Source organism: Nocardioides zhouii, from assembly GCF_004137345.1.
Classification (GTDB): domain Bacteria; phylum Actinomycetota; class Actinomycetes; order Propionibacteriales; family Nocardioidaceae; genus Nocardioides; species Nocardioides zhouii.
In genome coordinates, this window is record NZ_SDWV01000001.1 from 300,720 (window position 1) to 327,649 (window position 26,930).

The 26,930-nt window shown below is 71.2% G+C and carries 28 protein-coding genes; 12 read left to right on the top strand and 16 right to left on the bottom strand.

Going from position 1 to position 26,930, the window contains the following annotated elements; translation table 11 throughout:
* The first annotated feature begins 86 nt into the window (after positions 1 to 86).
* Together paaZ and EUA94_RS01475 are read left to right on the top strand one after the other, a co-directional pair.
* Positions 87 to 2,117: a phenylacetic acid degradation bifunctional protein PaaZ gene (gene paaZ, locus EUA94_RS01470; protein ID WP_129423972.1), complete on the top strand. Its 2,031-nt coding sequence runs from the start codon at positions 87 to 89 to the stop codon at positions 2,115 to 2,117.
* Positions 2,118 to 2,244: 127 nt separating this feature from the next.
* Positions 2,245 to 2,544 carry a hypothetical protein gene (locus tag EUA94_RS01475; protein WP_129423974.1) on the top strand — a complete coding sequence of 100 codons (300 nt, stop codon included), beginning with the start codon at positions 2,245 to 2,247 and terminating at the stop codon, positions 2,542 to 2,544.
* 4 nt (positions 2,545 to 2,548) lie between these two features.
* Here the strand turns inward: EUA94_RS01475 and EUA94_RS01480 are convergent, their stop codons facing one another.
* The 4 genes from EUA94_RS01480 to EUA94_RS01495 are packed head-to-tail and all read right to left on the bottom strand — an operon-like array spanning position 2,549 to position 5,456.
* Positions 2,549 to 3,205, bottom strand: a complete 657-nt coding sequence (locus EUA94_RS01480) for an SDR family oxidoreductase (protein WP_129423976.1) — start codon at positions 3,203 to 3,205, stop codon at positions 2,549 to 2,551.
* A 21-nt stretch (positions 3,206 to 3,226) separates the two neighbouring features.
* On the bottom strand, positions 3,227 to 3,415 hold the full coding sequence (locus tag EUA94_RS01485; RefSeq protein WP_129423978.1) for a hypothetical protein: 189 nt from the start codon (positions 3,413 to 3,415) through the stop codon (positions 3,227 to 3,229).
* Between the two features lie 52 nt (positions 3,416 to 3,467).
* Positions 3,468 to 4,490, bottom strand: a complete 1,023-nt coding sequence (locus EUA94_RS01490) for an LLM class flavin-dependent oxidoreductase (RefSeq protein WP_129423980.1) — start codon at positions 4,488 to 4,490, stop codon at positions 3,468 to 3,470.
* A 42-nt stretch (positions 4,491 to 4,532) separates the two neighbouring features.
* A complete protein-coding gene (locus EUA94_RS01495; protein WP_242494611.1) occupies positions 4,533 to 5,456 on the bottom strand; it encodes a cation diffusion facilitator family transporter in 924 nt (307 codons plus the stop codon).
* A 52-nt stretch (positions 5,457 to 5,508) separates the two neighbouring features.
* Between EUA94_RS01495 and EUA94_RS01500 the strand changes: the two genes are divergently transcribed.
* The 3 genes from EUA94_RS01500 to EUA94_RS01510 are packed head-to-tail and all read left to right on the top strand — an operon-like array spanning position 5,509 to position 8,104.
* Positions 5,509 to 6,198: a GntR family transcriptional regulator gene (locus EUA94_RS01500; RefSeq protein WP_129423984.1), complete on the top strand. Its 690-nt coding sequence runs from the start codon at positions 5,509 to 5,511 to the stop codon at positions 6,196 to 6,198.
* The gene (locus EUA94_RS01505; protein ID WP_129423986.1) at positions 6,195 to 7,235 is read left to right on the top strand and encodes a 1-aminocyclopropane-1-carboxylate deaminase; all 1,041 of its coding nucleotides are present in this window, start codon (positions 6,195 to 6,197) and stop codon (positions 7,233 to 7,235) included. The genes EUA94_RS01500 and EUA94_RS01505 overlap by 4 nt, the downstream gene beginning before the upstream one ends.
* Before the next feature lie 17 nt (positions 7,236 to 7,252).
* Positions 7,253 to 8,104: a phosphotransferase family protein gene (locus tag EUA94_RS01510; protein ID WP_129423988.1), complete on the top strand. Its 852-nt coding sequence runs from the start codon at positions 7,253 to 7,255 to the stop codon at positions 8,102 to 8,104.
* Here the strand turns inward: EUA94_RS01510 and EUA94_RS01515 are convergent.
* Positions 8,097 to 8,786: an aspartate/glutamate racemase family protein gene (locus tag EUA94_RS01515; RefSeq protein ID WP_129423990.1), complete on the bottom strand. Its 690-nt coding sequence runs from the start codon at positions 8,784 to 8,786 to the stop codon at positions 8,097 to 8,099. The genes EUA94_RS01510 and EUA94_RS01515 overlap by 8 nt on opposite strands.
* 31 nt (positions 8,787 to 8,817) lie before the next feature.
* Here EUA94_RS01515 and EUA94_RS01520 point away from each other — a divergent pair, with 31 nt between their 5' ends.
* Positions 8,818 to 9,417 (top strand): GNAT family N-acetyltransferase, encoded by a 600-nt coding sequence (locus tag EUA94_RS01520; RefSeq protein ID WP_129423992.1) that lies wholly within the window; start codon positions 8,818 to 8,820, stop codon positions 9,415 to 9,417.
* On the opposite strand, the gene EUA94_RS01525 is transcribed toward EUA94_RS01520, so the two are convergent.
* The 4 genes from EUA94_RS01525 to EUA94_RS01540 all read right to left on the bottom strand — a co-directional run bounded on the left by EUA94_RS01525 (position 9,401) and on the right by EUA94_RS01540 (position 13,516).
* Complete coding sequence (locus EUA94_RS01525; protein ID WP_129423994.1) at positions 9,401 to 10,486, bottom strand: TolB family protein; 1,086 nt, start codon at positions 10,484 to 10,486, stop codon at positions 9,401 to 9,403. The genes EUA94_RS01520 and EUA94_RS01525 overlap by 17 nt on opposite strands.
* An 11-nt stretch (positions 10,487 to 10,497) precedes the next feature.
* Entirely contained in the window at positions 10,498 to 10,788 is a 291-nt protein-coding gene (locus EUA94_RS01530) for a hypothetical protein (protein ID WP_129423996.1), read from the bottom strand.
* 104 nt (positions 10,789 to 10,892) lie between these two features.
* Positions 10,893 to 11,543, bottom strand: coding sequence for a response regulator transcription factor (locus EUA94_RS01535; RefSeq protein ID WP_129423998.1), 651 nt, complete (start codon positions 11,541 to 11,543; stop codon positions 10,893 to 10,895).
* Positions 11,534 to 13,516 carry a sensor histidine kinase gene (locus EUA94_RS01540; RefSeq protein ID WP_129424000.1) on the bottom strand — a complete coding sequence of 661 codons (1,983 nt, stop codon included), beginning with the start codon at positions 13,514 to 13,516 and terminating at the stop codon, positions 11,534 to 11,536. Before EUA94_RS01540 ends, EUA94_RS01535 begins: the two co-directional genes overlap by 10 nt.
* 150 nt (positions 13,517 to 13,666) lie before the next feature.
* On the opposite strand from EUA94_RS01540, the gene EUA94_RS01545 reads away from it, so the two are divergent.
* On the top strand, positions 13,667 to 16,333 hold the full coding sequence (locus EUA94_RS01545) for an FAD/NAD(P)-binding protein (RefSeq protein ID WP_129424002.1): 2,667 nt from the start codon (positions 13,667 to 13,669) through the stop codon (positions 16,331 to 16,333).
* Positions 16,334 to 16,340: 7 nt separating this feature from the next.
* On the top strand, positions 16,341 to 16,478 hold the full coding sequence (locus tag EUA94_RS22000; protein ID WP_165356757.1) for a hypothetical protein: 138 nt from the start codon (positions 16,341 to 16,343) through the stop codon (positions 16,476 to 16,478).
* On the opposite strand, the gene EUA94_RS01550 is transcribed toward EUA94_RS22000, so the two are convergent.
* A complete protein-coding gene (locus EUA94_RS01550) occupies positions 16,475 to 16,666 on the bottom strand; it encodes a hypothetical protein (RefSeq protein WP_129424004.1) in 192 nt (63 codons plus the stop codon). The genes EUA94_RS22000 and EUA94_RS01550 overlap by 4 nt on opposite strands.
* Positions 16,667 to 16,687: 21 nt before the next feature.
* The gene (locus EUA94_RS01555; RefSeq protein WP_129424006.1) at positions 16,688 to 17,065 is read right to left on the bottom strand and encodes a DUF6281 family protein; all 378 of its coding nucleotides are present in this window, start codon (positions 17,063 to 17,065) and stop codon (positions 16,688 to 16,690) included.
* A 634-nt stretch (positions 17,066 to 17,699) separates the two neighbouring features.
* Here EUA94_RS01555 and EUA94_RS01560 point away from each other — a divergent pair.
* A complete protein-coding gene (locus tag EUA94_RS01560; RefSeq protein WP_129424008.1) occupies positions 17,700 to 18,995 on the top strand; it encodes a calcium-binding protein in 1,296 nt (431 codons plus the stop codon).
* 156 nt (positions 18,996 to 19,151) lie between these two features.
* On the opposite strand, the gene EUA94_RS01565 is transcribed toward EUA94_RS01560, so the two are convergent.
* Positions 19,152 to 20,390: an IS110 family RNA-guided transposase gene (locus EUA94_RS01565; RefSeq protein ID WP_129424010.1), complete on the bottom strand. Its 1,239-nt coding sequence runs from the start codon at positions 20,388 to 20,390 to the stop codon at positions 19,152 to 19,154.
* Positions 20,391 to 20,676: 286 nt separating this feature from the next.
* On the opposite strand from EUA94_RS01565, the gene EUA94_RS01570 reads away from it, so the two are divergent.
* Together EUA94_RS01570 and EUA94_RS01575 are read left to right on the top strand one after the other, a co-directional pair.
* Positions 20,677 to 21,255 carry a DinB family protein gene (locus tag EUA94_RS01570; RefSeq protein ID WP_165356758.1) on the top strand — a complete coding sequence of 193 codons (579 nt, stop codon included), beginning with the start codon at positions 20,677 to 20,679 and terminating at the stop codon, positions 21,253 to 21,255.
* Between the two features lie 106 nt (positions 21,256 to 21,361).
* On the top strand, positions 21,362 to 22,834 hold the full coding sequence (locus EUA94_RS01575; protein WP_129424014.1) for a hypothetical protein: 1,473 nt from the start codon (positions 21,362 to 21,364) through the stop codon (positions 22,832 to 22,834).
* A gap of 6 nt (positions 22,835 to 22,840) precedes the next feature.
* Here EUA94_RS01575 and EUA94_RS01580 read toward each other — a convergent pair whose 3' ends face one another.
* Entirely contained in the window at positions 22,841 to 23,551 is a 711-nt protein-coding gene (locus tag EUA94_RS01580; RefSeq protein ID WP_129424016.1) for a hypothetical protein, read from the bottom strand.
* 4 nt (positions 23,552 to 23,555) lie between these two features.
* Positions 23,556 to 24,062, bottom strand: coding sequence for a SigE family RNA polymerase sigma factor (locus tag EUA94_RS01585; protein ID WP_129424017.1), 507 nt, complete (start codon positions 24,060 to 24,062; stop codon positions 23,556 to 23,558).
* 107 nt (positions 24,063 to 24,169) lie between these two features.
* On the opposite strand from EUA94_RS01585, the gene EUA94_RS01590 reads away from it, so the two are divergent.
* Positions 24,170 to 24,511, top strand: a complete 342-nt coding sequence (locus tag EUA94_RS01590) for a DUF2200 domain-containing protein (protein WP_129424019.1) — start codon at positions 24,170 to 24,172, stop codon at positions 24,509 to 24,511.
* A 10-nt stretch (positions 24,512 to 24,521) separates the two neighbouring features.
* On the opposite strand, the gene EUA94_RS01595 is transcribed toward EUA94_RS01590, so the two are convergent.
* Together EUA94_RS01595 and EUA94_RS01600 are read right to left on the bottom strand one after the other, a co-directional pair.
* The gene (locus EUA94_RS01595; RefSeq protein WP_242494612.1) at positions 24,522 to 26,201 is read right to left on the bottom strand and encodes a copper resistance CopC/CopD family protein; all 1,680 of its coding nucleotides are present in this window, start codon (positions 26,199 to 26,201) and stop codon (positions 24,522 to 24,524) included.
* Positions 26,198 to 26,779, bottom strand: coding sequence for a YcnI family copper-binding membrane protein (locus EUA94_RS01600; protein WP_129424021.1), 582 nt, complete (start codon positions 26,777 to 26,779; stop codon positions 26,198 to 26,200). Before EUA94_RS01600 ends, EUA94_RS01595 begins: the two co-directional genes overlap by 4 nt.
* Positions 26,780 to 26,930 lie beyond the last annotated feature (151 nt).

The following is a 26,930-nucleotide window of genomic DNA, read 5'->3' on the forward strand; positions in this document are numbered from 1 at the left end:
ATTTACTGACCGATCGGTCTGGTATTAGTGTGTCACCAGCCACTCTGGCACGCAAACACCTGCCTGAACATCCAAGGGAGACACCCGTGAGCCGTCTGCTCGAGAGCTACGCCGCCGGCCGCTGGTACGCCGCCTCCGCCGAGGGCGACCCCCTGCTCGACGCTGCCACGGGCGAGGAGGTCGCCCGCATCTCCAGCGCCGGTCTCGACCTCGGCGCGATGGCCCACCACGCGCGTACGGTCGGCGGTCCCGCGATCCGCGAGCTGACCTTCCACGAGCGTGCGCTGCTGCTCAAGGAGCTCGCGACGCACCTGACCGGGCTCAAGGACGAGTTCTACGAGCTCTCGCTGGCCACCGGGGCCACCCGCCGCGACTCGATGATCGACATCGACGGCGGCTTCGGCACGGTCTTCAGCTACTCGTCGAAGAGCCGACGTGAGCTGCCGAACGACATCGTGGTCTGCGACGGCGACCTCGAGCAGCTCGGCCGTACGGGCGCCTTCATGGGCCAGCACGTCTACACCTCGCGGCCCGGGGTCGCGGTGCAGATCAATGCCTTCAACTTCCCCGTCTGGGGCATGCTCGAGAAGCTCGCGCCGGCCTTCGTCGCGGGCCTGCCCTCGCTGGTCAAGCCGGCCAGCCAGACGGCGTACCTCACCGAGCTCGTCGTCCGCCGGATCATCGAGTCGCAGATCCTCCCCGAGGGCTCGCTCCAGCTCCTGTCCGGCTCGGCCGGCGACCTGCTCGACCACCTCGGCGTGCAGGACTCGGTGGCCTTCACCGGCTCCGCCCACACCGCCGGCATCCTGCGCCAGCACCCGTCGGTCCTTCACGGAGGCGTCACGCTCCAGGTCGAGGCCGACTCGCTCAACTGCTCCGTGCTCGGGCCCGACGTCACCTCGTCCGACCCCGAGTGGGACCTGTTCGTCAAGGGCGTCGTCACCGAGATGACCGCCAAGGCCGGCCAGAAGTGCACCGCCATCCGCCGGGTGATCGTGCCCGCGGCCGTCGCCGACGAGATGACCGAGTCGATCTCCGCCAGGCTCGCGACGATCACCGTCGGCAACCCCGCCGACGAGTCGGTCCGGATGGGCCCGCTCGCCTCGCTCGGCCAGCGCGAGGAGGTCCGCAAGGCCGTCGAGGCGCTGCGCTCCTCGGCCGACGTCGTGCATGGCGACCCGGCAGCCATGAGCGGCTTCGTCGGCGACGCGGACCGAGGCGCCTTCATGTCACCCGTGCTGCTCCGGGCCCGCGCCGGCGCCGTGGAGCCGCACGACGTGGAGCCCTTCGGCCCGGTGTCGACCGTGATGTCGTACGACTCCCTCGACGAGGCGGTCACCCTGGCCGCGCGCGGCAAGGGCTCGCTCGTCGGCTCGGTCGTCACCCACGACCCCGCCGTCGCCCGCACGCTCGTGCTCGGCCTCGCGCCCTGGCACGGCCGCATCCTGGTGCTCGACCGCGACGACGCCCCGGAGTCGACCGGCCACGGCTCTCCCCTGCCGATGCTGGTCCACGGTGGCCCCGGCCGCGCCGGCGGCGGCGAGGAGCTCGGCGGCGTACGCGCCGTGCTGCACCACATGCAGCGCTCGGCGATCCAGGCCTCCCCCGACATGCTCACCGCCATCACCGGCCGGTGGACGCGCGGGTCGCAGCGCACCATCACGCCGGAGCACCCCTTCCGCCACTCGCTCGCGACGTTGCAGGTCGGCGACACGATCGCGTCGGAGCCGCGGGTCATCTCGCTCGACGACATCGACCACTTCGCCGACTTCACCGGCGACACCTTCTATGCCCACACCGACCCCGAGGCGGCCGCCCAGAACCCGCTCTTCGGCGGCATCGTGGCCCACGGCTACCTCATCGTCTCGATGGCGGCCGGCCTGTTCGTCGACCCGGCGCCGGGTCCGGTGCTCGCCAACTTCGGCGTCGACAACCTGCGCTTCCTCACCCCCGTCAAGGCCGGCGACTCGATCCAGGTGATGCTGACCGTCAAGCAGATCACCCCGCGCTCGTCGGCCGACTACGGCGAGGTCCGCTGGGACGCGCTCGTCGTCAACGGCGACGGCGAGCCGGTCGCGACGTACGACGTGCTGACGCTGGTGGCCAAGGACGCCTGAGCCGCGCGGCGGCGCACGACTTGCCCGCCGGCGGTGGGTGAAGGGGATATCGACGCGTTGCTTTCCGCCTCACACACCGCCCGCGGTGAGCCCCTTACGCAACGGGCAACGGCGCTACGGTGACTCCGTGACTCCCGCTGCCCAACGCGTCGTCGGCGTCGTCGTCCTGCTGGTCACCGGCGTGATGAGCTTGCCGGTGGCCGCATTCCTGCTCGACGGCCGCACCACGGAGAACTGGATCATCCCGGTCCAGCTGCTCGCGATGGCGGCGACCGGTGCCGCCCTCACCGTGGCCCTGCCCGCGCTGGCGCGCGAGGGCGCCTCGACGGGCCGGCGGGTCCGGACGGGGATCTGGTGGGGCCTGCTCGCGTCGCTCGGCGGCGTGGTGCTGGCGTTCTTCCTGCTCAGCGGCTTCAGCGGCGCCTGAGCGCTCAGCCGCGGTAGGCGACCTCGCTCGTCCACTCACCCGCGTCGCGGGTGACCGCGTCGAAGATCGCGTCGGCGACGCGGTCGGGCGTGAACGCACCCTCCCGCGCGAGGGTGCCGCGGACGGTGACCGAGACCGCGCGGATGCCGTCGGCGGCCAGCGTCTTGTCGAGGCTGTGCACGAGGTTGCGAACACCGGCCTTCTGCACGCCGAGCGAGGCCGCGCCCTCCCACGGGTCGTCGGCCGCCATGCTGCCGGTGACGCTGATGCGACCGCCCGACGACATGTACGGCCGGGCCGCCTGCGCCACGGTCAGCAGCGCGCCCACCCCAAGCGCGACGTCCTCGAGCAGCTCGACGACTGTGAGGTTCAGGGGGTCCTTCTCGCGGAAGGCACTCGGGTTGAAGTGCAGCACGTCGATGCGACCGGTGTGCTCACCGAAGCGGCGTACGGCGTCCCGTGCGGCCTGCTCGTCGGTGACGTCGACGACGGCATGACCGACGGTCGCGCCCCGCGCCTCGAGGTCGGGGACGAGGTCGCCGATGACCGCCTGGTCCGCCCCGAGCAGCGCGACGTCGTACCCCTCGTCGGCGAAGCGACGGGCCACCGACCCGCTCACGCCCGGTCCGGCGCCCACCACCACGATCACTGGCTTGCTCATGCGGACTGTTCTACCGCAGCGTCACTGCTGGTGCGGGTGCTCGCCCGTCGGGTCGTCGGGGATCGCGTTCGGGCCCTGCGTGCCCTCCTCGACCTCACCGGACTCCTGATCCGGCTGGCCCGCGACGGAGTCACCGGCGCTGATCAGCTCGGGCTCGTCGCCCTCGGGTGCGAGCTCGGAGACCTGGCCCTCGTTCGTGTCGTTGTCCATGCCTCCACACAACCACCGGGCACCTGAACAGCTCACCTGCCCGGGTGGGCCGTCAGCGCCAGCCGAGGTCGGGGGCGACCTGCGTCAGGATCGTCTCCAGCAGGTGCGCGTTGTAGTCCACGCCGAGCTGGTTGGGCACCGTGAGCAGCAGCGTGTCCGCGGCCGCGACGGCCTCGTCGTCGGCGAGCTCCTTGACCAGGATGTCGGGCTCGGCGGCGTACGTCTTGCCGAAGACCGCGCGCAGGTTGGCCTCGATCTGGCCGAACTGGTCCTGGCTGGTGCCCTCGCGCCCGAAGTACATCCGGTCGAGGTCGGTGGTGATCGGCATGATCGACCGGCTCACCGACACCCGCGGCTCGCCCTTGTGGCCTGCGGCCTTCCACGCCTCGCGGAACACCTCGATCTGCTTGCGCTGCTGGACGTGGAACGGCTCGCCGGTCTCGTCGGCCTTGAGCGTCGACGACATCAGGTGCATGCCCTGCTCGGCCGTCCAGCGCGCGGTGGCGTCGGACGACGCACCCCACCAGATGCGCTGGCGCAGACCCGGCGCGTACGGCTCGACGCGCAGCAGGCCGGGCGGGTTGGGGAACATCGGGCGCGGGTTGGGCTGGGCGAAGCCCTCGCCCTCGAGCACCTGGAGGAAGACCTCGGTGTGGCGGCGGGCCATGTCGGCCTGGTCCTCGCCCTCGGCGGGTGCGTAGCCGAAGTAGCGCCAGCCCTCGATCACCTGCTCCGGTGATCCGCGACTGATGCCGAGCTGGAGTCGCCCGCCCGAGATGAGGTCGGCGGAACCGGCGTCCTCGGCCATGTAGAGCGGGTTCTCGTAGCGCATGTCGATCACGCCCGTGCCGATCTCGATCCGGCTCGTACGCGCGCCGACCGCGGCGAGCAGCGGGAACGGCGAGGCGAGCTGCCGGGCGAAGTGGTGCACGCGGAAGTAGGCGCCGTCGGCGCCGAGCTCCTCCGCCGCGACCGCGAGGTCGATCGACTGGAGCAGCGTGTCGGAGGCGCTCCGGACCGCGGACTGCGGCGAGTCCGTCCAGTGGCCGAAGTTCAGGAAACCGATCTTCTTCATGACTGGTTCAACGCTCAACCACTCTGGATGTTCCCGGCTCGCTCACTGGAACCCGTCCCCCGCCGTCGGCGTCCGGCCCGGAGCCGCGAGTGAGAGCACGGCGCGGACGATCTCCGGGCGCTCCTCGAGGTGGTCCTCGAGCCGCTGGAGCTCCTCCGCGGCGTGGGTCTCCGTGTCGTCGCCGACCAGGTCCACCGAGCCGACAAGGAAGATCTTGCCCGGCCCGACGTACTCCAGGTGGAGGGTGCTGACGGTCTCCACCTCGGGCCGCTCGCGCAGCCAGCCGAGGACGGTCTCGTGGATGCGCGGGTCCGCGATCTGGCCGACCAGGAAGTCCATGTTGCGCCGCAGCAGGTAGATCGCGACGAAGCCGAGCAGCAGGCCGACCAGGATCGAGCCGATCGCGTCCCACACCGGCTGGTGGGTGACCTGGTGCAGCGCGAGGCCGGTCACCGCGATGACGATGCCGACGAGCGCTGCCGCGTCCTCGAAGAAGACCGCGCGCAGCGTCGGGTTCGACGTCTTGTCGAGGAACGTCACGCGGCTCACGTCGGCCTTGCGCGCGCCGCGGCGTACCTCCCGGCGGGCCTGGAAGAACGACACGCTCTCCAGCACGAAGGCCGCGCCGAGGACGAGGTAGGCCCACAGGTAGTCGGCCTCCGCCTCCTCCGCCGTCAGCGACTGGATGCCGTGCCACACCGACACCCCGGCGCCCACGCCGAAGAGCCCGAAGGCGGCGATCATCGACCAGACGTACGCCTCCCGTCCGAAGCCGAGCGGGTGGGTGGCGTCGGCGGGCTTCTCCGCGCGGCGCTCGGCGATCAGCAGGAAGACCTCGTTGCCTGCATCGGCCCACGAGTGCGCCGCCTCGGCGACCATCGACGCCGAACCGGTGAGCACCGCGACGATGCTCTTGAGGACCGCGAGGGTCGTGTTGGCGGCGAGCGCGATGACGACGGTGAGCACCGGCCCAGCCTCCCACTTGACGCGCAGGCCGTTGCGATGTGCAATATATTGCATGCCGGTCCCCACCTCCGTCGCCCCCGTACGCACGACGCTGCTGCGTGACACGGTCCACGGCCGGCTGCGCGACGCGATCGTCGACGGCACGCTGGCGCCGGGCGAGGTCGTCCGCGACACCGAGCTCGCCACGTGGCTCGGCGTGAGTCGTACGCCCGTCCGCGAGGCGTTGCTCCGACTCGGCGAGACCGGGCTGGTGCGCGCCGCCCCCGGACGCTCGACCGTCGTCGCCGAGATCGACCTCGCGGAGGTGCGCGAGGCCCACGCCGTGGTGGCGACGATGCACCGGCTCGCGGTGGCCGAGACGGTCGGCCGGCTCACGCCCGCGGACCTGGGGAGCATGCGCCACGCCAACGCCCGCTTCGCCGCAGCGATCGACGCGCACGACACCGACGCCGCGCTGACCGCGGACGACGAGTTCCACGCCGTCGCCGTCGAGGCCAGCGGCAACCGTGCGCTCGCCACGGTGCTCGACCAGTTCGGCCCGGTCGTACGTCGGCTGGAGCGGCTGCGCTTCGCCTCCGCCGCCGCCACCGACTCGGTCAACCTGCACGACCGCCTGGTCGCCGCCTGCGAGGCCGGCGACGCCGAGGCCGCCGCCGACGTCACCTTCCGCACGTGGCACACCCTCGCCGACCTGATCCCCCCACCCGACACAGACCAGTCCGACCAGCAGGAGACCCCGTGATCCTCGAGCAGTTCCCCCGCCACCCCCTGACCTTCGGCCCCTCGCCGGTCCACCACCTGAAGCGGCTCAGCGACCACCTCGCGGCGAAGGGCGGCGGCGCGCAGGTGTGGGCCAAGCGCGAGGACGTCAGCAGCGGCCTGGCCTACGGCGGCAACAAGATCCGCAAGCTGGAGTACATCGTCCCCGACGTGTTCGCGAGCGGCGCAGACACGCTGGTCTCCATCGGCGGCTACCAGTCCAACCACACCCGCCAGGTCGCCGCGGTCGCCGCACACCTGGGGCTCAAGTGCCGCCTCGTGCAGGAGAAGTGGGTGCCGTGGGACGACCCGACCAACACTCAGGTCGGCAACATCCTGCTGAGCCGGATGATGGGCGCCGACTCGCGCCTCGACCCGCACGGCTTCGACATCGGCATCCGCGACTCGTGGACGGACGCGATCCGAGAGGTCGAGGAGTCCGGCGGCACGCCGTACGCCATCCCGGCCGGCGCGAGCGAGCACCGCCTCGGCGGGCTCGGGTTCGCCAACTGGGCCTTCGAGGTCGCCGAGCAGGAGAAGTCGCTGGGCATCACCTTCGACACGATCGTGGTCTGCACCGTCACCGGCTCCACCCACGCCGGGATGATCGCCGGCTTCGCGGCACTCGAGGACCTCACCGGCGTACGCCGCCGGGTCATCGGCATCGACGCGAGCGCGACCCTGGAGAAGACGCGCGACCAGGTCGCCCGGATCGCCCGCAGCACGGCGGACCTGATCGAGCTCGGCCGCGACCTGCGCGACGACGAGATCACCGTGCTCGACGGGTGGGCCGGCGAGCTCTACGGCGTGCCGGTCGACTCGACGATGGAGGCGATGGCGCTCGGCGCCCAGCTCGAGGCGATGATCACCGACCCCGTGTACGAGGGGAAGTCGCTCGCCGGGCTGGTCGACCTCGTCGCGTCGCGCGACATCCCGGCCGACTCGCACGTGCTCTACGCCCACCTCGGCGGCCAGCCGGCGATCAACGCCTACCACTCCCTCTGGCCCGCTCAGGGCTGACCGCTAGCGTCGCCCGGGTGTACGACGACGCGCTCGCCTGGGCCGGCTCCGTCCTCGGGAGCCGCGTGGTGTCGGCCGACCCGCTCGACGGCGGGATGACCTCGACGATGCTAGCGCTCCGCGACGAGGCCGGCACCGTGTCGGTGCTCCGGCTGATGACCAACGAGCCGTGGCGCTCCCACGGCGCCGAGCTGTCCACGCGCGAGCGCGAGGCCCAGCTGGTCCTCGTGAACACACCTGTCCCGGCGCCGGTCAGCCTCGGACTCGACGCCGAGGGAGCGGCCACCGGTGTCGCGGCGCACCTGATGTCCCGGCTGCCGGGCTCACCGCTTGTCGAGGTGACCGACGCACACCTCGACGCGATGGCGGACCTGCTGGCGACGATCCACGCCGTCCGGCCCGCCGAACCGTTCCGGACCTTCCAGTCGTGGGCGTGGGAGGCGAAGTGGGTGGTCCCGGCGCGGAGCCGGCACCCCGACTCGTGGCGGCGGGCCTTCGAGGTGCTCGCGTCCCCTGCACCGGCGTACGAGCCGACCTTCCTGCACCGCGACTTCGGCCACCGCAACCTGCTCTGGGCCGACGGCGCGATCACGGGCGTCGTCGACTGGGTCGAGACCTCGACCGGTCCGGCCTGGCTCGACGCCGCCCACGCCGCGTCGAACCTCGCCGTGATGTTCGACGCCGAGCCGGCTCGCGCGTTCGTGGAGAAGTGGGCCGCCACGTCGGGGACCGCGCCCGTACGCCACTGGCTGGTGATGGACGCGGTCGGCTACCTGCCGCCGCCCGGCAGGCCACCGATGTTCGGCGATCCCGCCCAGCAGCAGCGCCTGGACGAGTGGCTCGGCCTGGTGGTCGACGGACTCAGCTGAGCGCGAAGTCCACGGCCGCGCGGGCGTGCAGCGCGGTCGTGGCGAAGACCGGCACGTCGACGTCGTCCGGGCCGATGAGCAGCTCGATCTCCGTACAGCCGAGCACCACTCCCCCGGCGCCCTGCTCGACCAGCCGCCGCACCACGTCGCCGTACGCCGCGCGCGACTCGTCGCGGACCACGCCGAGCACCAGCTCGTCGTAGATGACGTCGTGGACGAGCGTGCGGTCGCCACCCTCCGGGACCAGGACGTCGATGCCGTGCGAGCGGAGCCGGTCGGCGTAGAACGGCTGCTCCATGGTGAACCGGGTGCCCAGCAGGGCCACCCGGTCGAGGCCGGCGGCGCGGACCGCGGAGGCGGTCACGTCGGCGAGGTGGAGCAGCGGGATGTCGACGGCGGCCTCGATCGCGTCGGCCACCTTGTGCATCGTGTTCGTGCAGAGCACCACGCACTCGGCGCCTGCCGCCTCGAGTCCCTGCGCCTCGCGGGCGAGCATGTCGCCCGCGGCCGCCCAGTCGCCCGCGACCTGCATCGCCTCGACCTCGGCGAAGTCGACCGACGCCATCACCAGCCGCGCCGAGTGGAAGCCGCCGAGCCGGTCGCGTACGTCCTCGTTGATCAGGCGGTAGTAGAGCTCCGTGCTCTCCCAGCTCATCCCGCCCAGCAGGCCGATGCGACGCATGACTGTCATTGAACACGTCTAGCGTGGGGCCATGGCCACGACGCCCCTCGCCCGGACCGACGGGCTGACCGTCCACCCGGCGACGCACGCGCGCTTCGACGACGTCCGCACGATGGTCGGACCGAAGAATCCGACCTCCAACGTCTGCTGGTGCCTGAGCCACCGCATCCCCGCCAAGGAGAACACGTCGCTCGCCGGGCAGGAGCGCGCCGACCACGTCGAGGCGCTGACCCGCAAGCGCACCAAGCCGGGGGTCCTCGCGTACGACGGCGACGAGGTCGTCGGCTGGGCGGCGGTCGCGCCGCGGGCCGACCTGCCGTTCGCCCGCTCGACCAAGATCCCGCACGTCGACGACCAGGCAGCGTGGTCGGTGTGGTGCATCCGGGTCCGCCCCGGCCACCGCGGTCGCGGCATCTCCCACGTCCTGCTCGAGGGCGCGGTCGCGTACGCCGTCCAGCAGGGCGCCCCGGTCATCGAGGGCTACCCGGTCGACAACCAGGGCCAGAAGGTCGACCTGACGATGGCGTACGTCGGCACGCGCGCCGTGTTCGAGAAGGCCGGGTTTGAGCTCGCCAGCACGACCGAGGCGACGTCGGCGGGATTCCCGCGGGTCATCATGCGCCGGGGATGAACCACTCGGCCTCGCGCTTGAAAGGGCCTGACGGCCCGACCTGACGCACCCGCGAACCATCCGCGTCCATGACGTAGAAGGCGTTGGCGGGGTGGGTGTAGAAGTCCGCGACGGGATTGAGCGCGAAGAGGATCCGCGTGCCGTCGGGAGACCAGGTCGGGTGCGAGGCGAAGAGCTCAGGGTGGTCGAACACCTTGACCAGGTGGCTCCCGTCCGGATGCACGGTCCACAGCGCGCCCCGCTGCGACGTACGTCCGTCCTGGAACAGCACCAGCCGCCCGTCCGGCGAGAATCGCACGGAGCCCAGCCCGACCACCACCGATGCCGGGACGAGCGGCCTGGCGCCACCGGCGCCGTCGAGGCGCATGATCATGAGGGTTCCCTGACTGGTGTTGCCCGTCGCGCCGGCCTCCTCCCGCAGGAAGACCAAGGAGGTGCCGTCCGGTGACACGTCGCCCGGGATGTCGTTGGTGCGGCGGAGCTCGCGGGTGAGCCTGACCCGGTGTCCGCCGTCGACGCTGTCGACGAGGTACATGCCCGAGACCGACTCGGTGCTGTCGTCCCACCCCTGGACGACGACCCGCTGTCCGTCCGGTGTCCACGCGCCCGGACCGAGGTTCAGCGTGCCCGGTGGGAGCGGGAGCGCCCGAGGACGACCACCGGACAGGGGGAAGATGCCGACGGTGATCCGGTCGTCCTTGGTCACGGACGCGCCGAGGATCGAGCGGTGGTCGGGTGACAGCCTGATGCAGCAGGTCACCCCCGAGGCAGCCAGCTCGACCTCGTGGCTGCCGTCGAGTCGGCTGACGAACGGCGTGTCGTCGGAGAAGGCGCCGCCGGCCTTGGTGAAGACGATGAGGCCGGCTGGGCGCACGGCACTCGTCGGGATGGTCGGCGCGGTCGCCGTCGCGCCCGGGGTGGACGACGGGTTCGTGGGGGTGCTGGTTGCGGTGGTGGGCTCGGCAGTCGGCGACGGTGTCTCGCTGCAGCCCGCGACCGGTGCGCTCAGCCCGAGTGCGGCAATGGTGCCGATGACGGCGCGTCGTACGCAGCTGGCGTGGACTGTCATGGCCGACTCCCTCAACCGAGATCGGCGATCGTCCACACGGCCATCATCAGGATCATCGCGGCAGCGACCACCACGGCAACGACGGCTCGGGTCCGACCGGTGCGCGAGCGGTTCAGCTGGGCCGCGCCCAGCGCCACGGCGAGCAGCGCCGGCGGAAGACCCCACGCGAAGCCGCCGCCGGGCAACCAGTCCCAGGTCACGATCGAACCGGGGACCGAGAGGACGGCCAGGACAAGGGCCGGGATCGACAGGTCCCGGGGCGGGGCGAGATCGACCGGGCGACGGGTGGCTGTGTGGTCCATGGGGTGCTCCTTCATCGAGTGTTCGGGTCGCTCTCGACGCTAGGCAGCACAGGACGCCCGGTCATCCGGGCAGGCACCCGCATCGGGACCGTCCTGGCACGGAGTCAGGCCGGACCGGGCACCCCGAGGTGGGCGAGGACGGCGAGCACCCGGCGGTGACCGCCCACGTCCTCGTTGAGCCCGAGCTTGAGGAAGACGTGCCCGGTGTGGGTCTCGATCGTCCGCTCGTTGAGCACCAGCCGTTCGGCGATGCTCTGGTTGGACAGCCCCTCGGCCATGAGTGCGAGCACCTCCCGCTCACGGGCGGACAACGCCTCGAGGACGGATCGGGAGCGGTCCGCGGCGAACAGCGTGGCCACGACCTGGGGGTCCAGCGCGGACCCGCCCGACGCCACCCGCTCTGCTGCGTCCATGAAGTCGGCGACCTCGAGCACCCGGTCCTTCAGCAGGTAGCCGAAACCATGCTGGCTCGCCAGCCCGACGACCCCGGCGGCCTCGATGTGCTGGGAGAGGAGCAGGACGGCGACCTCCGGGTGGTGCTCACGGATCCACCCCGCGGCGCGGAGGCCCTCGTCACTGAAGCTGGGCGGCATCCGAACGTCGACGACTGCCAGGTCCGGTGCGTGCTCCGCGACCGCGTCCCGCAACGTGTCGCCGTCAGCCACGGCCGCGACGACGTCATGACCGGCGTCGTCGAACAGTCGGGCGAGTCCCGCGCGTAGCAGGGCCTGATCCTCGGCCAGGACTACGCGCACGGGATCTCGACCTCCAGCCGTGTGCCCCGACCGGGTCCGCTGTCGATCGCCAGCCGCCCACCGACGCTGGCCAGCCGGTCCGCCAGGCCCACCAGCCCCGACCCGCCACCCGGAGTCGCCCCGCCGCGTCCGTCGTCGACCACCGCGACCCGCAGGACGCCGTCGGCGTGTGCGGCGATCAGCCGCACCCGGCTCGCACCCGAGTGCTTGACCGCGTTCGCCAGGCCCTCGCTCGCGACGAAGTACGCCGCCGCCTCGATCTCCGGCGCGAAGCGCTGGTCTGTCGCGTCGACCGCGGTGGGCAGGCGGGCGCTCGCTGCCAACCCGGAGAAGGCGGATGCCAGCCCTGCATCGAGAGCGTTGGGGCGCACCCCGTTGGCCAGGTCGCGCAGCTCCTGGATCGCCTCCGACAGGCCCGACACGGCGCCGTCGAGCGCGATACTGACCCTTTTGTCAGAGAGCGTCTGCTGGAGGTGTCGCAGGTCGAGCCCGACCGACACCAGCCGCTGCTGGGCGCCGTCGTGGAGATCGCGCTCGAGCCGTCGGCGCTCAGCCTGGGTTGCGGACAGGATCCGCAGTCGGGAGTCCTGCACCTCGGCGAGCTGGCGCCGTACCTCGACGCGGAGGCGGGCGACCTCGATCGCCAGGCCGGCGCGGACCAGAACGGCGTCCATCGTGCCGGGCGCGCTCCCGGTGTCCGGGTCGTGGATGAGGGTGGCGACCAGCAGGTCGCCGCGACGGATCGGCGTGCGGCCGACCGGGTGGTCCGGCAGCTGCGGGACGAGGCGGCCGGCGCTGTCGGCATGCACCCCGGGATCGGGTAGCCAGAAGTACAGCCGCAGCGTGGGGTCACGCAGACCGCGTGCCAGCACGCCCGCGACGACCTCCGGCTCGACGCGCCCGGAGCGGACGTCGTCCAGGAAGGCGTCGACAGCCTCCATGGCGTCGTACCGCGCACGGTTGAACCTGTGGTCGACCCGCCGTTGGGTGCGGTCGCGGAGCGGACGGAAGGCGAGGGCCACGCCCAGGGTCGCTACGGCCGTCGTGATCGTCGAGCCGTCGCCCAGTACGACCCCGCCGAGCACGATCACACCGACGAACGCACCGCCCAGCAGGGCAGTGAGCACACCGTAGAGCACGGCCACGGAGATCAGCCGGTCGATGTCGTAGAGCCGGTAGCGAAGCACGGCGATCGAGATGCTCAGCGGGACCACGACCAGCATCAGCACGAAGGGGACGACCGTCACCGCCGTAGGTCCGTCAGTCCCCGGGTCGAGGATGCCGCACGCGATCGACACGGGCACCGAGGCCCCGGACAGCGCGATCCACTTCAGCTGGTGGCGCTCGACGCCCCGGGAGGCGCGGAACCGCATCACCAGACAGGCGAAGCCCGCCACGAAGGTGAGGAGCATCCCGAGCAGGCCGACGAGCTGGAGGGCCGAGCCTACTCCGTCGGGAAGCACGGCCAGGGGTGGCACGACGTCGTACGGCCGGTCGAGAGGCGAGCGGCTGAGCACTCCGCTCGCGAGTGTCACGACGAAGGACGCCGTGCCCAGTGCAGCCGGGACCCGCCAGCGCCGCGACAGGAGCCTCCCGTCCGGGAAGACCCAGGCGAGGGCAACGAGCGGCGCGAACGTCGCCGACCATCCGTGCGTCTGCCACACGGCGGCGAGCCGCACCGGCGTCGACAGGGCGGCCCCGGACAGGGACAGCTGGGCGGCCGACTCGACGAAACCGGTGAGCGCCAGCACGACGCCGTTCAGGAGGAGCAGCCAGCCGATGACGTGCCCCGGCCGCCGACGGAGGACCAGGAGACCCAGGCCGGCGCTCGAGAGCATGGCCACCAGGAACAGGGCGTCCAGCGGAAGGTCAAGCACCGGTGCACCGGCCTCGACACGCACGAAGGGCGTGGCAACGAGCGCGATGGCCGCGACGGCGACCGCCACCCAGCTCCAGGCCCTCGACTCGATCATGGCGATCCGATCATCCGCCCAGCCTTCGGGGACGGCAACCGTGCCAGCACGGAGCCTCGCCCGTGAGCAGCGCGCCGACTCGCGTCCGGGCCACTCCGGTTGCTACCTTAGTGGAGTAATTCACTGCACAAAGAGGGACGGAGCCGCGGGATGTTGACGAACGAGGGTGACTGTCGGGTCGTCGTGGTCGGGGCGGGTGCCGGAGGCACGTTGGTGGCCACGCACCTGGTCACCGCGCTCTCCTCCCGGTTCCGCGTCGAGCTGGTCGACCCGGCGCCGACGACGGGCCGCGGCCAGGCGTACTCGACGACCGATGACCGCCACCTCCTCAACGTGCCGGCCTCGGGCATGAGCGCGTTCCCGCGCGACCCCGAGCACTTCCTGCGCTGGCTGCGCAACAACCACGACCCGAAGTTCCAGCCCCACGACTTCGCTCCGCGATCCGTGTTCGGCCGCTACCTCGAGAGCCTGCTCACCACGGCGACAGAGTTCCCCGGCAACGCCCGGCTCGTACGCCGTCGCGCCGAGGTCGTCGACGTCTCCGAGGCAGGCGGCGGATTCGTCGTCGAGCTCTCCGACGGCGACCGCATCGAGGCGCGCGCCGTCGTGCTGGCAACCAGCAGCCGACCCGGCACCGGCTGGGCGCCGCCCGAGCTGGCGAGCGACCCCCGGCTCGTCGCCGACCCGTGGACGCAGGGGATCCCCGAGGTCGGCGACGTGCTCATGCTCGGCTCGGGCCTGACCATGGTGGACCTCGCGATCAGCTCGGACCGCCCCGATCGCACCGTCCACGTCGTCTCGCGCACCGACGCCGTGCCGAAGCCGCACGTCCTGCCCACGACTCCCCCGGTCCCGCCGCCGCCCGGCATCACCCGCACCCAGGGCCTCGACGCCCTGCGGTCCACGCTCGCCGCACACGTCGAGACCACCGTCGAGGGCACCGGCGACTGGCGCGCGGCGATCGACGGCCTCCGGCCCGTCACGGCCCAGCTCTGGCGCGGGCTCTCAGAAGCCGACAAGTGCCGCTTCATCGCCGAGGACGCCCGCGGCTGGGACGTGCACCGGCACCGGATGGCGCCTGCCACCGCGCGTCGCTTCGACGCGATCGCGGCCGACGGCCGGCTCAAGCGTCACCGCGGCACCATCGCTGCCGTACGCGCCGGTGACCACGCACTCCACGTCACGCTCGACGACGGCACCGACCTCCGCGTCGCCGCGGTCGTGAACTGCACCGGACCCGTCGGCTCCATCGCCGCCGACCCGCTGCTGACCCGCCTCGCCCAGACCGGCCTCGTCCGCCCCGGACCTGCCGGCCTCGGCATCGACACCGCCGACGACGGCCGGATCCTCGGCACCCTGTCCGACGACCTGCCGTTCCTCGCGGTCGGCTCCCTGCGCCGGGGCAACCTGTGGGAGTCCACGGCGATGCCGGAGATCCGCGAGCAGGCGTACGACGTCGCCCGCGTCGTCAGCCGCTCGATGCACGGCGAGTCCCGCCGTCGGCCGGTCGACCCGTACGGCCTCACCCTCTCCACCACCAGCAGCGCCGCCGAGCGCTACAACGACGCCTTCGGCCGCCTGCTGCGCCTGCAGGACGGCGTCGAGGACGGGCTCGCCGCGGCCGTCGCCGAGGACGAGGGCTTCGTCCAGGCCCACGCCGCGCTCGCGCTCCTCGGCCACGAGTGGGGCACCAACGACCACTGGCACGCCTCGCTCCGCGCCGCCCACCGCGCTGCCTCCGAGCGCCACCTCGACGACCGCGAGAGCTCGTTCCTCGACGCGGTCACGACGCGCCTGCGCACCGACGAGGCCACCGGCTCGGCGGCCCTGCTGCGCCACGTGCGGCTCTTCCCGCGCGACGCCCTCGCCGTCAGCGTCGCCGTCCCGACGGTCGCCTTCGGTGGCCTCACGAGCGGCAGCCAGACCGCTGAGCTCGTCGAGTCGCTCGGCAGGTCCTACGGCGACGACTGGTGGTACGCCGGCCAGCTCGCGTTCGTCCGCCAGGACCAGGAGCGCTGGGCCGAGGCCGAGGAGCTGTCGTCGTACGCCCTGTCGGTCGAGCCGGCCTCGGGCCACGCGGTCCACGCCCGGGCGCACGTCTTCTACGAGACCGGCGACCACACGGCCGGGCTGGCGTGGCTCGACGAGTGGATCCGCACCCGCGGCCCGGAGGCCAACCACCGTTCGCACTTCTCCTGGCACGCCGCGCTCCACGAGCTGATGCAGGACGACATCGAGGCCGTACGTCGGCGCTACGCCCGCGAGCTCGACCCGTCCGTGGTCAGCGGCAGCCGGGTCGTGGTTGACAGCGGCGCGCTGCTCTGGCGCGGCCGGGTCACCGGGGCCTGGACCGAGAACCTCCCTGTCGCCGAGGTACGCGCGCAGGCGCCCGTCGAGTGGCTCACCGCGCCGCCGACACCGTTCGCCGCCATGCACAGCGCCGTCCTGCTCGCCGCCGACGGCGACGCCACCGCCCTCACCCGGCTGGCCGAGGAGTCGGCACGCCACGAGGACCGGGTCTTCCGCGACGTGGTTGCTCCCCTGTGCACCGGCCTCGTCTCGGTCGTCGACGAGCGCTGGAACGCCGCCTCCGCGACGCTGACCACCGTCGTCGCCACGATGGCGCCGCTGGGCGGCAGCAAGGCGCAGCGCGAGGTCGTCGAGGACACGTTGGTGCACGCGCTGGCGATGGCCGGTCGCACCACCGAGGCCGCTGCCGTGCTCGACGAGCGGCTCTCCCGCCGTTCGTCCGCCCTGGACGCCCGTCGCCGGGCGGCCGTCGCCGCTCCCGCCCACGCGGACTCGACGGGTTGGTGACCCGGCCGTGCTCCAGGACGCGCTGAGCACGGTCGCCGTGACGACGATGTTCGCCCTCGCGATGGTCGACCTCCACGTCGAGCTGGTCGCCGGTGCGGCGGCGTGGCTCGCGGCCTGGTGGCTCCTGCGGGAGACCTCGGCCTAGGCCTTCCTGACCACACCCACCGCAGCGAGCACGACGCCCACCACGATCATCAGGGCCGCGACCAGCCCCAGCATCGAGCCGATGACGCGTACCCCGTCGCTGCTCGCGGCGTTGAGTGCCATGGAGGCGAAGAAGATCAGGACCGCGACGCCGACGAGCGTGACTCCCCTGCGGGTCAGTGCGTTCATCTGCGGAACCTAGCAGCGCGCCTACTGGTTCTCGGCGAGGTCCGCTCGGATGCGCCGCTGCTCGTCGGCCGCCACATCGTCGGCGATCAGCACGCCGAAGGAGCCGTCGTCGTAGCGAAGGCCGAGGACCTGAGCAGGTGAGTAGCCCTCGAAGGTCCACGTCTGCACCTCGACGGGGTCGTCCGGGAACACCAGGCCCTCAGGGTCCTCCCCCGCGTCGTCACACTCGGCTCGGTCGGCGCTCGCGTGGCGGGTCGCATCCCGGCTGGTCACCCCGTTCCACGTGTAGACCACACCCTCCAGGCGGACCTGGTCCGGGCAGTCGGCCGAGGACTCCGAGCCGGCCTGCGAGCAGGCGGTCGCCGCGACGACGACCAGGCAGAGCGGGAGGGTCCTCACGCAATCAGTATGCGGGGGGTCGGCGTCGCGTGGACGACACCGGTCGTGACCTGGCAGATCCGTCAGCGACGGTCAGCCAGCAGCACGGCTACAGCAGCTTCATGGGTTGATCCGCCGTGTCGCTGCGTCTCGACGGCGCCGGCGACCACCTCGGCCACGCGCTCCTCCAGCGGCGCGATGTAGTGATCGAGGGAGTCATGACGTCGCTGGTCGTGTGAGGGATGGACCGAGTTCTGAGCCGCCAGAGCACGTACGCGCGTGCTGCTCTCCATGACGCCGAGCCAGCGGACGGCTGCCAGCCCGGAGTGCCACGGGCGCGCTCAGAGTGGCGTACTCGACGCGCCGCCACACCAGCACCACGTGGGAGTTCATCCGCTCACGCCGATGAGCGGATGTAGGCGTAACGCCGGGTGGTCGGCGCACCTTCGCATTGCCGACTGTGAGCAGCGTGCGCACCATCTCCTCGACGGAAGCCGCGTTTCACGACCTTCAGGGCCTTCCCTGGTGTCTGGCTGACTTTGTGTCCGTCGGCTGGGCCGACTCGTCCCGGGGGGCCTAGTCTCCGTCAGCGGGTCGTGACAACTTTGTGGGCCGATGCCTAGTCATAGTGGTTCGTCAACGATCAAAGGAAATCATGAGGACCATCACTCTGACCGCCGTCGCGCTTCTAGGCGCGGCGCTGCTCGCGCCAGTGGGCACGGCCGCCGCAGCGGGCGAGACATGTCAGGGGCAGGCGGCGACCATCGTCGGGACGCCAGGGGGCCAGATCACCGGAACGGAGGGCGCGGACGTCATCGTCACGAACGACGCGATCCGTGTCGACGCGCTCGGCGGCGATGACCTCGTGTGCGCGACCGGCGAGGGCGGCTACTACCACTCCGTCACCGCCATCCTCGGCGCGGGGGCCGACACGTTCATCCCCTCCGAGCGCAGCGGATCATCCACGGTCTACGCGGGCACCGTCGACGGCACCGACACCGAGGCCGACGTCATCCGCTCCACCCGTGGACCCGTCATCTCCGGCATGGCAGGCCAGCCGAACGCCGACATCATCGACCTCGCCTACGGCGAAGTCAGTTGGAGCGGCATCCAAACCGCCCCGGGTGCAGTGACGGTGGGCACGGGCAGCCTCTTGGGCGTTCGATCCGCCAACGGCGACGTCACCATGGACGCCAGCGGCACGGTGACGGGGGTCGACACGGCGCTCACCTGGACGGGCCAGTTCACCCGGTTCGTTTTCACTACGTCGGCCGAGTACGGACGGTTCACGTTCCGCGGAACCGACGGCACCGAGCGCGTCAAGGTCGACGCGCCGACGAGGTATGACCGCGACATCGCGCTCGGCGGCGGCTACGACCTCTACGAGTCGAACAGCCTGGGAGGAAAGGCGACGCGGATCAAGGGCGGCGACGGCGGGTACAGCCAACTGCTGCTCGACCTCAATAGCTACGACCGGGTGCGCGCCGACCTGAGCGGTTCCCGGGTGACGGCCACCAAGGCGGGCGTGGAGGAATCGGTCCGCTTCCGCGGCTTCGATGGCCTCTCCGTGGCCGCGAAGCGCGCCGACGTCATCGGCACCGACCGCGTGGACCACATCATCGTCGCCGCGTGCCGGACGACAATCAAGGGAATGAAGGGCCGGGACGTGCTCTACGCTGAGGTCAAGTTCAGAAGCACTCGCTTTGGTTCTTGGATTAGGCCTCAGTGCTCCAACTACGGGGCCACGATCGACGGCGGCCCTGGCAGCGACCTCATCGAAGGGAGCCCCGGCGATGACCGCCTTATCGGCGGCCCTGGCAACGACGGCATCACCGGGCAGTACGGCGATGACCGCCTCATCGGCGGCCCGGGCAGTGACGGCGTGGACGGTAAGAAAGGGCGCGACGTCTGTCAGGGCGAGCGGGTACGGAACTGCGAGAAGCGCATCTGACCGCGCGCCAAGCGCATCTTGTATACCCCGCAGTGGGTTAGGTAGCAGTCGGGCCGTCCCCTTCCCGGGGCGGCCCGGCGTCGCGTCCGCGTCTGACCGCGCGGAGCAAGCAGCGACCTCGATGAAAGACGAGGTCGGCTTCTACAAAGCGTCCGCTTATGCCGCGATGAGCTCACGGATCTGGCACCCCTCTGTGCAAGGAGCGCTCGGGACGAGGGTCTTCCGGCCGGCTGATGGTCGGCGTAGCGTCTGCTTCGCGGGTCCGGGAAGTGGCTGATCCGAAGTGTCGATGAGTGGGTGCGAGTCGGCCGCGCTGGATTGAAGAGTCGCCCCGCAGTGCCCTCCCGGATCCGCTCCACCCTGTTGCTGGGCGTCGGCGACGAGCTGGCGGTAGACGACGTCGGACAGGCGCCGTTTCAGGCACCTCAGTGCTTCCATCGGTGTCTTCCCTGCAGCGAGCTTGCGCCGGTAGTAGTCGCGACCTTCGGTGTCGTGACGGATCTGCACGATCGCCGCGACGTGCAGCACGTGGTTCATCCGCCGATTGCCCGCACGTGAGAGCCGGTGACGGGTCTGCTCCCCGGACGAGGCGTCTAGGGGTGCAGTCCCGGTCCAGGACGCGAACCGGTTCCGGTCAACGAACCGGGCCACGTCACCGACGTCGGCCAGGACCCGTGCCGCGCCGGCGGGTCCGACGCCGTAGATGTCCATCAGGGTCGAGCCGCGCTCGAGCACCGCGGCCTTCAGCTCGGCCTTGATCTTCTTCAGCTTGGCGTCGACCGCGACCAGGTCGGCGATCTCCTCGACCGCCATCCGGCGCCGGGTCTTCCCGGCGATGTCACGCGGCCGCACGGTGGCAAGCATCGCCTTCGCTTGCGTGGCGGACAGGTCGCGTTTGCGCTGGCCAGGCAGCAGCTCACTGAGCAGGCGCTGCAACCGGTTAACGGTCTGGACCCGCTGGTGGGCGAGCTCATCACGGCGGTCGGTGAGCATCCGCAGCGCTTCGAGCTCCCCGTCCTCGACCAGCACCCGCAACCCGTCGGTGCGGACCGCGACGACCGCGATCGAGTGGGCGTCCAAGGCGTCGGTCTTGCGGTTGTGACCGGTGTCCAACAACCGCACCCGGGCTGCCAACTTCGCCGGAACATCAACGACCTGCTCGCCAGCAGCGACGAGCCGTTGGGCCAGCGGACGACCGGCGCCGTTGGCACCCTCAACCGCCCAAACACGGTCCGGCCACTGCTTCACATAACGCTTCATCGCGGCATAGCCGGCGTTCGTGGTGTCGAACCGTCCGCGGCCGAGGAGCTGCTCGTGGGTGTCGACGACCTCAATCGTCACCGACATCTTGTGGGGATCAACCCCGATGATCACGCCCTTCTTCTTGCTGCTCATCTGCTCCACCTCGATGCGTCTGGGAACCGACAGGTCGACGAGGTGGGCATTGCTACTACGAGCTGGGCAGACCCCTCTGGAGCCACGCCTCGTCACGGTGGTCGACGGGTCGCAGTCCAGATGAGAGCCACACCCACGATCGAGTGGGCAGCCGATGAAAGAGCGTCCCGCCGATCACCTGGATCAAAGTCTGGCCAGACCCCGATCCTGCGGGAAGTCTCTTAGTAGGCGAGAGGTGGACGCGACATGCCGCCCGAGCGGTCACGCCAGTGGCAAGGTGCTGTTCGTGGACGACACGGCAGCGAAGACAAACCTGTACACCTACTTGAAGCACGAGCGCCAAGCAGTACTTGCCAAGTTGGAGGGGGTCTCCGAGTACGACTCACGCCGCCCGCTCACCGTCACCGGGACCAATCTGCTGGGCCTCGTCAAGCACCTGGCAACCTGGGAGGCGAGGTACCTCGGCGAGGTGTTCCACCGGCCCTTTCCAGAAGCGCTCCCTCGCTGGGATGACGAGACGGACCGTCTCGCCGACATGTGGGCGAGAGAGGACGAGTCCCGCCAAGCAGTCGTCGACCGCTACCAGCGGGTCTGGGCCCACAGCGACGTCACGGTGGATTCGCTCGCCCTGGAGGACACAGGCCGTGTGCCTTGGTGGGGAAACGCCGACGTTCCTCTCTTCAACGTGCTGGTCCACCTGCTCGCCGAGACCAGCCGGCACGCTGGGCACGCCGACATCCTGCGTGAACAGCTTGACGGCGCCGTCGGGACCGACGCCGAGGCCATGGCCGAGCAACAGCACGACGCAGCCTTCTGGACGGAGCAGCGCACGAAGATCGAGGCGGCCGCCAGGTCCGCGCGCTGATCTTTCATCGCCCGGCCCCGGTCCACTGATCTCCCACGCCGAGTTCCGTGTCTCCACAGGTCCTTCAACTCCTTGTTGTTCGAACACTTGTTCGATAAAATGAAGCATGACCATCGCCACCCTCCCCCAGCAGCCGCCACAGGCGGCCGGTGAGGCATCGGAGAGCGAGCTCCTGAACTGCGCTACCGAGGCACTGCGCACACGCCGCCTGGCGGAGGTGGCCGAGCTCCGGCTGGCGATCCAGTGGGCGATCGTCCACGGACACGCGCGCGGCGATCGCGATCCCATGGTCACTCCGGGCGGCGACGGCACGCCTGCCGTGCGCGAACACGCGATCCCCGAGCTCGCGATGGCCCGCGAGACCCACCCCGCGACCACACGGGCGCTCCTCGCAGACGGGCTCGACCTCGTCCACCGTTTCCCCCGCACCTGGGCGGTCGTCGAGGCCGGCCGCTGCGAGCCGTGGGTGGCACGCAAGGTCGCCGTGCTCTCCCGTGCCCTGCTGTCCGAACAGGTCGTACGCGTCGACCGAGCCGTGGCCAGGGCCATCGCCGGCCACGCACCCTCGACCGTTCTCGAGATCGCGCGAGCCAAGGTCATCGAGGCCGATCCCGAGACCCACCGCGCCGAACGCGAGCGTTCCCGGCACGAGCGCTACGTACGCCTGTCCCGCACCGACGAGTACGGCTACCGCCACATCATCGCCCGCATCACCGCCGGTGACGCTGCCTGGATCGACGCCATGGTCGACCGGGTCGCCGACATCCTCACCACCACCATGGGTCACGACCACAACCACGACGAGCTCCGCTCCCTCGCCATGGGCTGGCTCGCGCGCCCCCTCGATCTCCTCAAGCTCCTCGTCGAGCACACCCAGCCCGCCGACGACAAGGCCACCGGCGAACCTGGCGAACCTGGCGAACCCGAGCAGCCGGCCTGGGCACCCGACCACATGGCCGAGACCATCGACAAGCTGTGCGCGCTCTCCGCCCGCCAGCTCGCCCGGCTCCGGGGCCGCGGACGCCTGTTCGTCCACATCACCGACGAGGCACTGCGCACCCGCACCGGCATCGCGCGGGTCGAGGGCGTCGGACCGATCGACATCACCCAGCTGACCGAGGTCCTCGGCCACGCCGACGTCACCGTCACCCCTGTCCTCGACCTGCGCCTGCGGCGCCGCAGCGACGCCTACGAGCACCCCGAGCTCGTCAAGGACCACGTCTGGAACCAGACCGGCGGCGACTGCTTCCCCTTCACGCCACGCAGCGCAACCCGCGACGGCGTCGACTACGACCACGCGATCCCCTACGACGACACCGGCCCACCCGGCCAGACCGGCCCGCACAACTCCGGGCCACTACGCCGCAGCCACCACCGCACCAAGACCCACAGCGGCCTCACCACCCGAGTCGTCGGCCCCGGCCGGCACCTGTGGCGCACCCCGCACGGCCAGGCCTTCCTCGTCGACCACACCGGCACCACCCGGCTGACCGCAGACCAGGCCGCGGCCATGACCGAAGCGATCGGGGACGGCGTCGAGCTCTACTTCTCCACACCGTTGGGCTACGCGCCGGCCTGACCGTTCTCAGCGCACGACACCCTCGAGCACCAGCGACTGCTTGGCCTGCCCGTCCTCGGTCTGCTCCTCGCTCGCCAGGGTGGCATCCACCTCGAGCTCCAGCACCGGGGTCGGGGCGCACGCGGCCCGCGTGATCGTGAGGGTGCCTGTGCTGGGCGCCGAGCTGACCACCTCGTTGCCGTCCGGTGCCCCCTCCGTGTCGGCCATGAAGACGGTCAGCGGAGGCAGGTTCTTCGAGCCGCCGCCGTCGCCGAGCGGGAGGGTGAACGTGCGCGGTTGCTCGCCCGCGTCCACGGCAGCCTCGATGAGGACGAACGGCTCGCTCAACAGCTCTCCCTCGACACGTATCGGACTCGAGAGGTACACCCGGCTCCCGTCACCGACTCGGGCCTGTTCGCCCACCGGGGCAGGCGGGTCACAGCTGATCGTCAGACCCTGGAACTCGTACGTCGACCCGTCCGGTCGCGTCATGACCAACGCGCTCGGCGGCGGATCGACAGCCACCAGACCCCCGCGCCCGTCGTCCGAGCTGCCCATCGACACCGCGGCGTAGCCACCGGCCACCGCCACGACGGCCGCCGCGGCCACACCGGCGCCCATCAGTCGACCCCGACGACGTGTCGTCATCCGCTTCTCGATGCGGTCCAGCGCGTCGTGGGGTGCATGCAGGGCCGTGTCGAGACGCTCGTAGCCGTCCCTGATCTGTTCCTCGGTCATCGCGTCATCCTTCGTGTGTGGCCAGCAGTCCCTGGCCGCGCGCATGCTCACGCAGGCGCTCGGTGCCTCGGGACAGCTGGCTCTTGACGGTTCCTTCTGAGCAGCCCATGTGCTCGGCGATGCCGCGGACATCCAGGTCCTCGACGTGCCGCAGGGCCAGCGCCGTGCGTTGGCGCGGCGAGAGGGTGGCGAGCGCTGTCACGAGCCACGCCTCCATCCCGTCGAGCTCCTCGGCGGGTGCGGCCACCTCTGGTCCCGCTGTGGAGCGCGGCAGCTCGCGCCGCAGCCGCCGGACACGATCGATGTTGAGCCGCACCATCACCGTCCGGGCGTACGCCGCCGGTGCGTCGTACGCCGTCCGCCCCCATCGCTCGCCCATCCGCGCCAACGTCTCCTGGGTGAGGTCCCAGGCGTCGTGCGGGTTGGCCGTCAGCGCGTACGCGAAACCCAGCAGCGGCCGCGTCTGCGCCGCGACGAAGTCTGCGAACTCAGCCCTCGCACCGTCCTTCACCACGTCCCCCTGTTCATGCTCGCCCACCGTTCGCCGACGCACCTTTGACGAGGAGCACGCCACAAACGTTGAGGGCAGCACCCGCTGGATTCACCTATCCTCGACCCATGCACCGGATCTTCACGACGAGCGTGGCCTCGGTCTACCCGCACTACGTGACCAAGGTGGAGAGGAAGGGGCGCACCCGCGCCGAGCTCGACGAGGTCATCGAGTGGTTGACCGGGTTCGACGAGGACGCTCTCCAGAAGCACCTGGTGCAGGAGACGACATTCCACGACTTCTTCGAGGACGCGACGCTCAACCCGTACGTCGACCAGATCACCGGCTCGGTGTGCGGCGTGAAGGTGCAGGAGGTCGAGGACCCGCTCATGCGCCAGATCCGCTACCTCGACAAGCTCGTCGACGAGCTCGCCAAGGGTCGCCCCATGGAGAAGGTCCTGCGCGGCTGACCACGTTCGGTCAGGAGACGTCGAGCTCCACGGTCTTCACCGGGTTGTCGAACTCCGTCGTACGCAGGGACACCTGGACCTCCCAGGTCCCCGCGGTCGGCAGCACCACGTCGCCGGCGTACACACCCGGGCCGAGGTTGCTGAGCACCACGTCGCCGAGGTCGACGTCCCCCGTCGACAGGCGGAGGCGGAGGCGCGGAGCCTCGTAGCCCTCGGCCGGCTCCCCCGCCGCATCGGTCATCTCGAGGGTGATCGTGGCCGGGCCGACGGCGGGAGGATCGAGGGTCACCACGGCCGAGATGTCGACGAGCTCGACCGTACGGGAGGCCGTCCCGGCGCCCACCGAAGCCGCTGTGACCTCGACCCGGACCTCGGGACTGCGGTCGACGAGGAACCCCGTGACCACCAGGACGGCGACCAGCACGCCGGCCTCCGCGAGCGTCGTACGCACCAGCACTGCGGCTGCTGACGTGCGGTCTTGGCGACGGATGGTCTGGCGGAGCCGGGGCAGCAGGGAGAAACGGTTCCAGGTGGCGATTGCGATCGCTACCACGACGAGCAGCACCTTGACCAGGAGCAGCGTGCCGTAACCCGTGTCCAGGAGGGCGGCCCACGACCCGGCGATCCGCCAGGCGCTGACGGTGCCGGTGACGACGAGCGCCGCGAGCACCGCGGACGCCCACGTCGAGAAGCGGTTGAGGGTGAGCGCGCCGGAGTCGTCGCGGGAGGCGAGGTCACCCAGGACCAGGCCGATCGCCACCAGCCCGCCCAGCCACACCGCCCCGGCCAGGAGGTGGAGCACGTCGACGCCGATGACCAGCGCCTCGGGACGTGCCGCCCGGGTGTGCCCGGTGAACGCCGGCGCTGCAAGGGCGATCGCGCACCCGGCGAGGACGAGGACCGAGCGCGACCTGTCCGGGGCCGACAAAGGGAGGCAGGACGCCCCGAGCAGCAGGCCGACCACGACAAGAGCGGGTACGACGTACTCGGTCGGCGCGAGCGCGGACCAGGTCGAGCCGTCGCCGAGCGCCGAGGCCGGCAGGCCGAGCTGGTAGAGCGCGACCAGCGGGACCGCGGCCATCCAGCCGAGGGCGGCGAGCACGGTCGCCACCCGGACGGTGGTGCGGAGCCGGCGCCGGGACGGATCGACGTCGCGGCCGGCCGGGAGGAAGAGCACGGCGAATGCGGCGACCCCCGCCGCGACGAGCAGGCCGACGTAGCCGAGCCAGCGCACCACGCCCAGCAGGCGGGGCGCATCGGTGTCCGCGACCGCGTCCGCGGTCGGCACGTCCACCGCCTCGCTGGGCGCACCCACGGAGAAGCGGAGCGAGCCGCCGATCGGGTGCCCGTCCGCCGACACGAGGCGCCAGACGACCATGAGGGTCCCCTCGCCGACCTCCTCCTCGAGCGCCACGAGCAGCTGCGCGTCGCGCACGGTCGCGGACGACGCGACCTCCTCGCCGGTCGCGTCGAAGACCTTGATGCCGGCCGGGACGCCGATGACCGACTCGTTGAAGGTGAAGGTCACCTGCTCCGGCGCGACCTCGAGGACCGAGCCCTCTGCCGGGTCGGTCGCGATGAGCGTGGCGTGGGCCGAGGCGGGCGAGGCCGAGCCGACCAGGAGCAGGCACGCCAGCGTGACCAGCAGCATCCAGCCGGCCGCGCGGCGGACCCCAGCGGCGTACGTCATGCGCGTCGACGGCGCACGAGCAGCACCCCGCCACTGCCCAGGCAGCCGGCGGCCAGCACGCCGGCCGCGCCGACCGTCATCAAGCGGTCGGAGGCGGCACCCGTCACCACGATCACCGGCGCCGGTCTCTCGAGCCCGTCGCGGGCGGCCGCGTCGGCGCCGATCTCGATCCACGCCGCCTCGCCGTCCCCGCAGCGCTGCACACCGGGGAAGACGAGCGTGGTCCCGACCTCGACGGGAAGCAGGACGGAGAACTCGACCGTGTCCTCACGGCCGTCGGGCAGTGGGGCGTCGGTGCGATAGGTGATCGTCCCGTCGACCTCCTCGGCGACCCACCGGTCAGTGCTCGTGACGGTGACCTCGGTGACCTGCGCGGGCATCCGGACGGCCAGCTCGGTCGTGGCCGAGCCCGCGCAGCCGTGGGGGACCTCCACCCGCACGACGGCGGTGTCGCCCGCGGTGGTGGAGGACGGCGTGAGGGTCACGTGGGCCAGCGCGGGTGCGGCGCCGAGGGCGACCAGGACGCCAGCGGCGAGGCCGGACAGGACCGTACGCACGGCCGTGCGCGTGCGGTCCATGGGCGCTCCCGACAGGTCCGACGAGGTCTGGGGTGACCGTGCTCACATAACCAGCCTGTGGAACTGTTGTCAAGGATGTGAACTGAGCGTACGGTGATTCGAGACACTGAACCCAGGTCTTCGGTGTGAACTCCCAGCCCGCGACACGAAG